Origin of the sequence: Pedobacter endophyticus (assembly GCF_015679185.1) — a bacterium.
Taxonomy (GTDB): Bacteria; Bacteroidota; Bacteroidia; order Sphingobacteriales; family Sphingobacteriaceae; genus Pedobacter; species Pedobacter endophyticus.
Genome location: NZ_CP064939.1, coordinates 2,713,932 through 2,726,088 on the forward strand (window position 1 = coordinate 2,713,932; position 12,157 = coordinate 2,726,088).

At 39.3% G+C, this 12,157-nt stretch carries 10 protein-coding genes; 8 read left to right on the top strand and 2 right to left on the bottom strand.

What is annotated here, in order from left to right; translation table 11 throughout:
* Positions 1-696: 696 nt before the first annotated feature.
* The 8 genes from IZT61_RS10970 (at position 697) to IZT61_RS11000 (ending at position 10,925) form a co-directional block, all read left to right on the top strand.
* Positions 697-1,395, top strand: a complete 699-nt coding sequence (locus IZT61_RS10970; RefSeq protein WP_196096954.1) for a DUF4397 domain-containing protein — start codon at positions 697-699, stop codon at positions 1,393-1,395.
* A gap of 153 nt (positions 1,396-1,548) precedes the next feature.
* The gene (locus IZT61_RS10975; protein WP_262895692.1) at positions 1,549-3,456 is read left to right on the top strand and encodes a TonB-dependent receptor; all 1,908 of its coding nucleotides are present in this window, start codon (positions 1,549-1,551) and stop codon (positions 3,454-3,456) included.
* Positions 3,453-3,962: a TonB-dependent receptor domain-containing protein gene (locus tag IZT61_RS22435; RefSeq protein ID WP_262895693.1), complete on the top strand. Its 510-nt coding sequence runs from the start codon at positions 3,453-3,455 to the stop codon at positions 3,960-3,962. Before IZT61_RS10975 ends, IZT61_RS22435 begins: the two co-directional genes overlap by 4 nt.
* 30 nt (positions 3,963-3,992) lie before the next feature.
* Positions 3,993-6,419 carry a TonB-dependent receptor gene (locus IZT61_RS22515; RefSeq protein ID WP_317193156.1) on the top strand — a complete coding sequence of 809 codons (2,427 nt, stop codon included), beginning with the start codon at positions 3,993-3,995 and terminating at the stop codon, positions 6,417-6,419.
* Positions 6,420-6,447: 28 nt separating this feature from the next.
* Positions 6,448-7,158 carry a DUF4198 domain-containing protein gene (locus tag IZT61_RS10985; protein WP_196096955.1) on the top strand — a complete coding sequence of 237 codons (711 nt, stop codon included), beginning with the start codon at positions 6,448-6,450 and terminating at the stop codon, positions 7,156-7,158.
* Positions 7,159-7,481: 323 nt separating this feature from the next.
* Positions 7,482-8,684 carry a PepSY-associated TM helix domain-containing protein gene (locus IZT61_RS10990; protein WP_196096956.1) on the top strand — a complete coding sequence of 401 codons (1,203 nt, stop codon included), beginning with the start codon at positions 7,482-7,484 and terminating at the stop codon, positions 8,682-8,684.
* 20 nt (positions 8,685-8,704) lie between these two features.
* A complete protein-coding gene (locus IZT61_RS10995; RefSeq protein ID WP_196096957.1) occupies positions 8,705-9,631 on the top strand; it encodes a DUF6607 family protein in 927 nt (308 codons plus the stop codon).
* A 154-nt stretch (positions 9,632-9,785) separates the two neighbouring features.
* On the top strand, positions 9,786-10,925 hold the full coding sequence (locus tag IZT61_RS11000) for a M28 family metallopeptidase (RefSeq protein ID WP_196096958.1): 1,140 nt from the start codon (positions 9,786-9,788) through the stop codon (positions 10,923-10,925).
* 140 nt (positions 10,926-11,065) lie between these two features.
* Here IZT61_RS11000 and IZT61_RS11005 read toward each other — a convergent pair whose 3' ends face one another.
* On the bottom strand, positions 11,066-11,539 hold the full coding sequence (locus tag IZT61_RS11005) for an RES family NAD+ phosphorylase (protein ID WP_196096959.1): 474 nt from the start codon (positions 11,537-11,539) through the stop codon (positions 11,066-11,068).
* On the bottom strand, positions 11,536-11,964 hold the full coding sequence (gene parS / locus IZT61_RS11010) for a type II RES/Xre toxin-antitoxin system antitoxin (RefSeq protein ID WP_196096960.1): 429 nt from the start codon (positions 11,962-11,964) through the stop codon (positions 11,536-11,538). The genes IZT61_RS11005 and parS overlap by 4 nt, the downstream gene beginning before the upstream one ends.
* Positions 11,965-12,157 lie beyond the last annotated feature (193 nt).

Genomic DNA, 12,157 nt, shown 5'->3' on the forward strand with positions numbered 1-12,157 from the left:
TAAGTATTCTTGTTAATTGGGTTTTTAGAGAGGATCAATTCCTCGTTACGTTTAGTTGGGTACTAAATACGTGGAGTAAAATTTTGCCGGCTTGTGGGGTAGTAAAATACCGGTTGGAAACGATTAATAAACAAACCCTTCCCAAACGCCATTTGCGCCGTGAAAACAGAAAGTTTATGTAAAATTTGTTTAATCATTTCTTGCGTATTAAAACGGCTTTAACTCTATTTAGATGCAAAGGTTTAAATAATTATCGAGTTCCACAATAATAAACTGATTTTTTTATCTTTTAATAACATTTATTTAAATTGATTTGACGGAAAACCATCCTTGCTCTTTTCCAATCCGGCTAATTTTGAACAGGGCAATGTTCTCTGAAGAGTGCATCATCCGTTTTCGCTAATTGAAAAGTAACACTGATGTAACTCCAGTTGTTATTCGGGCTTTACACTTTATCTTTTTTAGGCCGGCAATATCCGTTTCAAGTTGCTGCCCATAAAAAGGTATTATTCAATTTAGTTTATCAACGCGGGCTTTAAGTAGCGTACCTATCAGGTGTTAAAACGGCCAAATAACTTTAACATTCCATTAACAACATTTAACAAACGTCATTAATGCTTATCGCAATATTTGTGCGGTGTAGCGAAAGCAGATCTGTTCTCGTATTACCATAAACATTAGCCCTAACTCAATATCATGACAAATTTTACTTCAAAAGCACTTCGTATTTGTGCCCTTACCCTGCTCGTTTTTTCGCTATTCATCAGCGCTTGTAAAAAAGAAGAAACTGATGTTACTACCGCTTATTTCCGTGTGGTAAATGCTTCACCATCATCACCAACCTACAATGTCTACTTTAGCGGCACCCTGTTAAGTACTGCAGCCTTGCCGTATGCCGGAAGTGTTGCCTATCGCTCCTATCCTGCCGGATCGTACAATATAAAATTCACATCGGCCAACTCGGCAGAAAGTTTATTTACACAAACTGTAGATCTTAATGCAAACACCTATCGCTCTTATTATTTAATTAATAAAGCAGGTTCTTTAGAGGGATTAACCATTTCCGACGAGCTTTCGGTAGGTTCGGCAGATAAGGCTTACATTCGCTTTATCAATCTTTCGCCCGATGCACCTGCGCTTGATCTGGCAAAAAAGGATGAAACCACACCATTGTTTAACAATAAGGCCTATAAAACGGCATCAGGATTTATTGCTGTCGATGCAGGCACTTACAATCTTGATGCTAAGGAAACTTCGAACGGAACAATAAAAGCAGTGTTGGCAGGCACTACGTTGGCAGGCGGTTATCACTACGATATTATTTGTGGCGGGCTAATCAACCCGGCTACCGACACCGAGAAGCCTATTAACCTGCAAGCGATTATGATCAAATAGGTGCATCAAAAACAATCTTAACAGGAAGTGTTAGAACATTAAAATAGATGTTTTAACACTTTTCTTATTTAGAATTGTTACAAATAATTTGGATTATCGAAATTTCTACCGTTATTTTGCCGACAGTTTAGAATAAATCCAAATAAATTTAACATGCCAAAAATCACCCTATTCGGTCTAACGCTCCTACTCTCTTTCATTACTAACCTATCTTTTGCGCAACAGTTTGGCGCCATAAAGGGTAAGGTTACTACCTCTGATGGCTTACCTGCCTCATTTATCTCTGTTGGGTTGAAGGGTAAGGGTATTGGCACGACTTCGGATGAAAATGGCAATTACGAAATACAACGCGTTAAAGCGGGCTCATATGTTTTGCGTGTATCTGCAGTTGGCCTAAAGGTTGTTGAAAAGGCGGTTACTGTACAAAATGGCCAAATTTTAACGATTGACTTTTCGCTCGATCAAAACGCCGATCAACTAAAAGAGATCAACGTTAGTACCAATAAACAAAATAAATACGCTACCAAATCAAGCAATTACGTTGCTAAGCTTCCTTTAAAAAACTTAGAAAACCCGCAGGTTTATACAACCATTTCTAAAGAATTAATGGAAGAGCAAATGGTTACCAATTTTAACGATGCGTTGAAGAACACACCGGGATTAGACAAATCGTGGACTTCGACAGGCCGCCCGGGCGACGGTGCAACGTATTACAATTTACGTGGTTTTACCACGCAGGTATCGCTAATCGATGGAATTGCCGGCTTAACCAATGGTGATTTAGATCCAGCTAATATTGAAACGATTGAAGTGATTAAAGGCCCTTCGGGCACACTTTATGGCGGCGCTATCACTAATTTTGGCGGCTTAATAAATGTGGTTACCAAAAAACCTATCGATACTGCTGGTGGTGCTGTTACCTACCAAACAGGAAGCTTTGGCCTAAACAGGATTACTGCTGATGTTTACGGGCCAATTAATAAAGCTAAAAACCTATTATTTAGGGTTAATGGAGCTTATACGAAACAAAATAGTTGGCAAGATGCCGGCTTTGGGAAGACTACGTTTTTTGCCCCGGCTTTGGAGTACAGAATTAACGAAAAGCTGAAGCTAAACCTCGGAGCAGAGTTTTATCACTACGAGGGCACCAACCCTTTAATGGTTTTCTTAAACAGAAGCAGACAATTAATTGCCCGAACGCCCGACGAGTTAAATTTTGATTTTAAAAAATCATATACCAGCAACGATTTAACTTTTGTTACACCTACGGTAAATGTACACGGACAGTTGACTTACCAAATCTCTGATCAATGGGTATCACAAACCAATTTTGCCCAAAACAGCCGTCAATCAAAGGGAAATTATCAGTATGTGATGCTGTTGGGGGCAACTGACGATGCTTTATCAAGGTTTGTTACTCTTCAAAACTCAACCAGCACCGCAGCCAATATCCAGCAAAATTTTATTGGCGATTTTAGAATTGCTGGCTTGAGAAACCGAATGATAATTGGTTTGGATTACTTGAATCAAAGTACAAATAACAGCAACTCACCCTATATTTTATATGATCTGGTGAACACGGTTGGCAATCCTTCAAATTACATCAATATCTCCAAAGATCAAGTGGATGCTAAAATTGCCGCAAGTACCGCCGCGAACTCAAAAGGCACAACGGCGACAAAGGTTTATAGTGCCTATGTTTCTGATGTACTAAACATTACTGATGCATTATCGGCAATGCTTAGCTTACGGGTAGATCGCTTTGACAATAAGGGAAGCTTTAACCAAGCAACAGGCCTTACTACAGGAAAATATCTTCAAACGGCAGTATCTCCAAAATTTGGCTTGGTTTATAACATCATTAAAGATCAAGTTTCAATTTTTGGAAACTACATGAACGGTTTCAAAAATGTGGCTCCTGTTGTTCAGCCTTTGGCTGATATTTCGGGAACATTTAAGCCCCAACAAGCGAACCAAATTGAAGCGGGCGTTAAAACCGACTTATTCCATAACAGGCTCAACTTAACTGCAAGTTACTACAATATTGAGGTACAAACATGACTCGAAGTGAATCGATTACGAGGGATGGCACTAACTACAACATTACCGTGCAGGATGGAACGCAATTGAGTAAAGGATTTGAACTTAGCCTAAATGCAAACCCAATTCAAGGATTGAACTTTGTTGCTGGCTATAGCCACAACAACAGTAAAATGACAAAATCTGCACCAAGTGTAGAGGGGCGTAGACCTGTTGCCGCAGGGCCTGAGGACATGGTAAACGCCTGGTTGAGCTACACCCTAACAACGGGTAAGTTGGAGGGATTAGGTTTTGGCTTCGGCGGGAATTATAATAGTGAAAACGTCATCACAAACACTGTAGCTACTGGCACTTTCACGTTACCGGCTTATACGGTTTTAAATGCAACTGCCTTTTATAACAAAAATCGGTACCGCCTAGGCTTAAAGGTTGATAACCTAAGCAATAAGGATTATTATAAAGGGTGGACAACTGTTGAAGCACAAATGCCGCGAAGTTTAACGGCAAACGTAACGTTCAAATTTTAAGTTACAGATTAATAAACCAACAATTAAAAAATGAATAAACTTAAACTATGTACTTTAACAGCAGTGATGCTGCTCATAAATCTGGTTGCCTTTGGGCAGCAATTTGCAACCATTAAAGGAAAAATAAAGACCGCAGATGGCAAACCAGCATCATTTATCTCTGTAGGGCTAAAAGGTAAGGGTCAAGGTACAACTTCTGATGAAACGGGTAGTTACACCATCAACCGTGTTAAGCCCGGCACATATATGATAAAAGTATCTGCAGTTGGAGTGAACCCGATCGAGAAAACAGTTACGGTAACATCTGAAGAAACTAAAATTGTAGATTTCGTAATTGTTCAGAATTCTACGGAATTAAGCGAGGTTAATATCAATAAGCATCGGGCAAAATACGCGGCAAAAAAGAGTAATGATGTTGCGAAAATGCCGCTTAGCAATTTAGAAAACCCTCAGGTATACACCACAATTACGAAGGAAACCTTTACAGATCAATTGATATTTTCGGTTGATGATGCAACGCGTAACGCAGTTGGTATTCAGAAATTATGGGAATCAACTTCACGTGGTGGAGATGGTGGTGCATATTATGCATCAAGGGGTTTTATTGTACAGTCAAAACTAAGAAATGGGATTGCAGGTAATGTAACAAGTCGTAACGATGCAGCAAACATAGAAAGTGTTGAAGTAATTAAAGGCCCGTCAGCAACTTTATTTGGCAGTACGTTAACGTCGTATGGGGGTTTAATTAATCGTATTACCAAAAAGCCCTTCGAAGGCATTGGCGGAGAAGTTACTTATTCTGCTGGCAGCTATGATTTAAATAGGGTAAGTGCTGATTTTAATTTCCCTGTTGATAAAGCAAATCTCATTTATGCCCGTTTAAATACTTCTTATAATTACAAAGGCTCTTTCCAGGAAAATGTGTTCGATAGAGGTTTCTTTATTGCGCCAAGTTTATCTTACAAAGTAAACGATAAATTAGATTTTACTTTTGATGCAGAAATTGCAAATGGTAAAAACACGTTAAAACCTTTTATTTTCTTTTATTTCCCTGTAGCACAACTAGGTTTTGACAGAGCGGATCAATCAGGAGTCGATTATAATAAATCTTTCGCAGGTGGCCCGATGAAACAAAAATACAACAGCACAAATTTCTTCGGACAAGCCAATTACAAGTTCAACGAAAACTGGTCATCGCACACAAGTGTTTCAACAAACTATAGTTTTTCTAATGGACGAGGAACGTACCTTTTCCTTGTGCCGAATAGTTATTTTAACCCAGCAGCAGCACCAGGTGCCGATTATTTATCAAGAGCTGATCAATCTACAGATAACAGCGAAGTATATACCTATGAAGTTCAACAAAACTTTAATGGTGCCTTTAACATAGGCTCAGTTAAAAATAGAATTGTTATAGGTTTAGATTATTTACGCCAAAATTCTGATCAATTGTATTACTCTATAGATACTTTTGATATAACAAACAAGAACGGAAATGACGCTAATTATGCAAATTTTAACGAAAAAAATTTAGCCGCATTTTATGCAGCAAATTCTTATTCCAAATATCCGATTAATTTTAAATCAAATACCTATAGTGCATATGTTTCTGATGTTATTAATTTAACGGATAGGCTAATTGCTTTAGCTGCCTTAAGGGTCGATCGTTTTGACAACAAGGGCAATTCAGATCGAGCAGGGTCAGCACCAACTGGCGCTTACAAACAAACCGTTTTCTCTCCAAAATTTGGTTTAGTTTTTCAGCCAATTAAAGATCAATTATCGCTATTTGCAAACTATCAAAATGGATTCAATAATATTAATGGCATAGATTATCAAGGTAATGCATTTAAGCCAGAACAAGCAAATCAAGTTGAAGGTGGTATAAAATTGGATGCTTTTAACAATAAAATAACAGGTTCAGTATCTTATTACTACATCAAAGTTAAGGATATTGTTAGGGGCTATAACGGAGATCCTTCAAATCCAAATGCACAAATTCAAGATGGGAATAAAATAAGTAAAGGTATAGAGGCAGAAATTATAGCAAATCCTGTTAATGGCTTAAATATTATCGCAGGTTTTGCATATAATGATAATAAATTAGTAAATGCATCACCAGATGTCGAAGGGAGAAGAGATGCCTATTCTGCCGCTCCCTATTCAGCCAATTTATGGGTAAGTTATAAATTCAACACAGGCTCATTGAGCGGGTTCGGTTTAGGCGCTGGTGGAAACTATGCCAGCGATAACAAAATTGTAAACAGTGTAAGCCAGGGTGTTTTTATTTTACCTGCTTATAAAGTGTTCAATGCTTCTGTATTTTACGATCACGCAAGATTTAGATTAGGTGCTAAAGTTGACAATTTTACCAATCAAAAATACTGGACTGGCTATAGTACGATGAATCCTCAAGACTTAAGAACTTTCACCGGTAGCGTTACCTACAAATTTTAATTTACTTAACCCCTTAAACCGAAAAATTATGAAAACTAAATTATTATTGCTTATTTTATTTGTTGGATTTGGCATTTCGAGTGCATTTTCTCACGCCATGTGGATCGAAAGCTCATCAACAGGCAAAAAAGGCCAAGCCCAAGAGGTAAAAATTTTTTTTGGCGAATATGAGCACAACGAAGTAGATTCGGCCGCCAAGTGGTTCAGCAACCTAAAAGATTTTAAATTGGTTTTAACAGCTCCAAATGGTACAACAAAGGTTTTAACCGCGTCGCCCGATGTTTTTTTCTACAAAGCCAGTTTCACTCCCGATCAAAACGGAACCTATAAATTATCTGTGGTACATGAAGTGGCAGACATTTATGAAAAAGCCAAAATAGAATATTACGCTTTTGCCGATGTTGCTGTTGGAAGTGCAAAGCTGAACACAACATTCCCTGCTGATGCAGCCTTAACCATAAGGCCCGAAAAACAAGTTACAAAAGTGGGCGAATCTGCTGCACACCAGGTAATTTACAACAAAGCACCATTTGCAAAGCAAAAATTAACAGTTGTAAATCCTGAAAGAAAAGGAACTCCTGCTGAAACCGATGCTGACGGAAAATTCACATTCAAGCCGGCGCAAAAAGGGAACTATTTCATCGAAGGCTTTACGGAAGAAAAAACGACTGGAAAATTAAATGGCAAAGACTACGAAAAAGTTTGGCATTTGGTAACCTATACCACGCAAATCAACTAAGCAAAATTTACAGTTATTAATAAGGCTGTAACATGAAGTTAAACTCAATTTTAATTTGATATCGAGTTTTCCATAAATATTATAAAAATCGTCATTTCGAGCGCAGCCGAGAAATCTTTGAACCTGGCTTTACATAGAGATTTCTCCTCTAAAGGACCTCCTTTGGAGCACTTCGGTCGAAATGACGGCTCCTAGAGAGAACCCAACCGATCGATACGGAAAGCATCGTCATTCCATGGTTTTATCTGTCCAGTCCGGTCAGGCTAGAATCAAAACTCGGGATAACAATTTTAATACAAGCTCATTTATTTTAAAAACGCTTAATGGAGCCAACCAAACCAGTCCAAAAAAAACATACCAAATCACGCTTAAGAAGAATTAGCGATTGGCTGCATTTGTGGCTTGGCATTGCTTCGGGCCTGATTGTTTTCCATTTGGGCGTTACAGGCTGCATTTATGTCTTTCAAAAAGAAATTACCGAAATTATTCATCGGAAGGAATTTTTTGTAGAAGTTCCGGCAAAACAACAAACGCTACCATTAAGCACATTAAAAACAAACGCCGAGAAAGCCTTAGGTGGAGCGAAAAAGATATCGTTCATTACCGCTTACAAAGCGCCCGGGCGTGCATGGGAATTTGGTGTTTATAAAGCGGGCAATCCGCAGGCTTTCTGGTATTTCGATTCGGTAGATTATTACGATGTTGTGTATGTAAACCCGTATAACGGCAAAATTACGCTGGTGGCCGATTATAAGTATGAGTTTTTCGGAGTTGTAAAAATGCTGCACTGGAGCTTTTTGATCAACCATCCCATTGGGCAACAAATTATAGGCTGGGCAACTTTTATCTTCGTTTTTCTGCTTATCTCAGGAATGATCATGTGGTGGCCCAAAAACCTCAAGAAATCCAACTTCAACAAAAGCTTCAAAATAAAATGGAAAGCAAAATTTAAACGGGTCAATTACGATTTACACAATGTTTTAGGCTTCTACGTGATGACGATTTGCCTAATGTTGGCCTTAACCGGGATGGTTTGGGCCTTTCAATGGTTTCAATCTACCGTTTATGTAGTAGCAGCACGAAGCACTGCGCCACCAGTTCAGGTCGATGTTATATCAGACTCGACCAAAACAATTGATGCAATTCCCCTTGACATTGCTTTTGAAACGGCAAAGATAAAATTCAGGGAGTTCGAACGAATTGGCATGTCGCCGGCCGAAGGCGGTACAGCCACAATTTATGCCTCCGGCTACCGCGGCGAAGAAACTTACTGGAATTATGATGAACTTCAATTCGATCAGTATTCGGGAAAGCTCCTACACTGGAAAAATCAGTCGGAAAAAAATGCTGGCGAAGCCTTAATTGGTATGAATTACGACATTCATGTCGGTGCCATATTAGGTTTGCCAGGAAAAATACTGGCATTTTTTGCCAGCTTCATTGCCGCCAGCTTACCCATTACCGGCTTCATCATTTGGTGGGGCAAAAAGAAAAAAAAGAAAAATCCCGCTGTTGCGGATAATTAATATAACCTAAAACTATATAGATGAAAATTTTAAGTTCAATTTTAGTGCTGGCAGGGCTAATGGCCTTTGGTGCTCATGCGCAAGACAAACTGGAGCAGGACAGAAATGCAATTAAATCATTGGCAGGATTTTACGAAGTAAATTTCAATTACGCCGATGTGAGTTCAGCAGACCCAAACTATAAATTTAGCAAACCACATGATGCTCATGCCAACGAATGGGCAGAAATAATTGTTGATGAACCGAAAAGAATCGTGATACAACACTTGTTGGCCATAAACGATACAACCGTGATTAAACACTGGCGCCAGGACTGGACTTACGAAGACACCGACATCATGCATTATACTCAAGATAATGCATGGAAAAAAACAACTTTAAACCCTGCGGATGTAAAAGGCAAATGGACACAAAAGGTTTATCAGGTTGATGATAGCCCTCGCTACCAAGGCTATGGCTTTTGGACACATATTGGCGGCCACAGCGCATGGCAGAGCGTAGCCGATTCGCCACTTCCGCGGAGAGAAGCTACCGTACGTAAAGATTATAATGTTTTAAATCGTGGCAGTAGGATTACCATCACCAAAAATGGTTGGATGTTTGAGCAAGACAATAAAAAAGTTGTTCGTACAGCCGAGGGAGACAAGGTTTTAGCAATTGAGAAAGGCTATGAGGAATTTACCAAAATCGACCCCAAAGTTTTCGAGTATGCGCAAAAATGGTGGAGCGATCAAAAATCTTATTGGGCCGATGTACGCGATGTTTGGGCTGATATGGCCAAAGCATCACCAGGTAATTTTAAGGTTCAAACCGTGATTGATGGAAAATTACTTTATAGCACGCTTTTTAGCCTTGGCGATCAATCGATTAAAGAGAAATGGACGCCACAGCAAAATAAAGAAAGAATCAGAGCTGCAATACAGCCTTATTTGGCAAGTAAAAGCTAAACATTCAGGGACAAGTTGGTTGTTAGAAAAGAGAAGTCAAGCTTTAAAAGCTTGACTTCTCTCTTTGGCTTTGAAGCAATTTTTTTGAAACAAAATGATCGAAGTAGATTCTACCAAAGCGATTAATCTTAACTTTAAGAGCTAATCGATTTCAATGAAAAAACCAATCACAATATTTCTTTTATTCTTTGTTTGCAATTGCTCGGCTCAAGATTCGGTTTATGTCAGACAAGTGATCAACACCCTTACCTCAAAAGCATTATGGGGCCGCGGTTATACTAAAGATGGCATGACAAAAACAGCCGATTTTTTGGCAGCCGAATATCAAAAAATAGGGCTCAGCCGCATTTTAGGTAGCTTCAAGCAAGATTTTAGTTTCCCGGTCAACACCTTTCCGGGTAAGATGAAAGTTGTAGTCAATGGCAGAAAACTTACTCCCGGCAAAGATTTTATTGTGAGCAATGAAAGCCCCGGCACTAAACAACATGCGAATTTAAAAAAAATCGACAGCGCAACTTTTCAAACGGAATCGAACATTCGGGTACAGCTAAAAGATAAGTTGACTTGGTCGGTTGCTACCGAAGTTGGCAATATTACGGCCATTCAAATTAACCGTAACAACTTTACCGAGGTCCCCAAACAGATCAACATTGATGTAGAAAACAAGTTGATTCAAAACTTTACCGCTTCAAACGTTTGCGGCATCGTTAAAGGCACCAAATATCCAGATTCGGTATTAACAATTACCGCACATTACGACCATTTGGGAGGCATGGGCGCAGAAACCTATTTTCCGGGCGCCAATGACAATGCAGCCGGCGTAGCTACCTTATTGAGCCTGGCTAAATACTACGCCGCCAATCCACAACCTTACTCCGTTGCTTTCATTTGTTTCGCAGCCGAAGAGGCTGGGTTGCTCGGATCGAGATACTATACCGAAAACCCTTTGTTTCCACTTGAACAAATTAAATTTCTGATCAATTTAGACTTAGTTGGAACCGGCGAAAGCGGTATGACAGTAGTAAATGCGAGCGTTTATCCGAGGGCATTTTTATTGCTGAATAAGATTAACGATGAACATAAATTGATCACAAAGATTAACCCGAGGGGAAAAGCGGCCAACAGCGATCATTACTTTTTTACCGAAAAAGGTGTGCCAGCTTTCTTTCTCTATACGCAAGGCGGGCCATCGGCCTACCATGATATTTTTGATAAACCCGAAACCTTACCGTTGACAGAATATAAAGATCTTTTTAAATTGATTGTCGATTTCAACCACGAAATCATGAAATAAGCTTAGTGTTAAGTCTAGCATAAAATGTCGTATCGATTTGTCACCTTGAGCGTAGTCGAAAGGAGGTAGCTGGGCTTCGACTAAGTTTATCTTTAGCGAAGCCAAAAGGCTCAGCCTCACAAAGTATCGTTGGCATAACACTAGCTACTATATAAAAGCATGTTCAGCAATCGAAAATCGGTACTGAAGTCGATAATCTCGCCAAAGGCAATTCGATTAAAATATTTCGATTGCGGGTTTAGGATAATATTTTTCTCATCGGGAATAATAGCAGATGGGACGCTGAATGCCAGCGTTGCAGGGTCGTTTAGCAACTGCCCACCGATCCATTGCGTATAAGATATGTTTTTTGTCCACTCATCTTCGAGCCTGTTCACATCAACATTAAAAATAATCTCCTCATCGTTGGGAATAGTGATTTTTAAAAGCGCAATGTTCTTCATACTGTCGCTTCCCCTGGCGTGAACAACCTTCTCTAGCAAAGCCAACGAAATGTGCTCACTTGTGTAAATGCATGGCGTATTAACCTCATTCCAGCGGCCGCCAAATAATTTCGCCCCAACCCCTTCCCTATCATCCACATATCTTTTATCCGCTAATCGATAAACAATCATATATAAACGCCATAAGCCATTCGGCCTAGTTCGTTGCTAATCAGCTTAACACCCCAAAATGATTTCAAGGCCGAAAAATCGAGGGTTTGATCTAAAACACGCTTGGGAGACAGCAGCCACTGTTTAACCGTTTCCGGCTTATCAAAAATCTCGAGCGCCAGTGCAGCCATATTTTCCAGTTGTAGCAAGTGTTCGGCAAACAAGCCCTCAAAAGGCTTATCCTCTTTAATATAACGTTGTAAAGTTCTATCGCTTATATGCAAAATATCGGCCCATTCTGCCTGGCTAAAAGGTAACCTTGAACTTAAAACCTCAAATTTTTTGATGGAAAACAATAACCCCGATGTGGTTTTTCGATACAACACTTCAGGCTCAGATGCAATTAAAATGTGGGCTTCTTGTTGATGATATTTTATCTTTTTCATATTTCAAGAACTTTGTCGTACCAAGATACGACTTTTTTCCCGGGTTTTCAAAATTAACCGCAAAAAATCAGGCAAATCGCTTTTAACTTTTCCGTGCCAGCCTTTTCTGTTTTCTGCATACCCTAAGGGCCAAAACATAAGCGTTATGTTGCCAAGGAAGCACAAAAAACACAGAATAATTTTTAATTCTTAC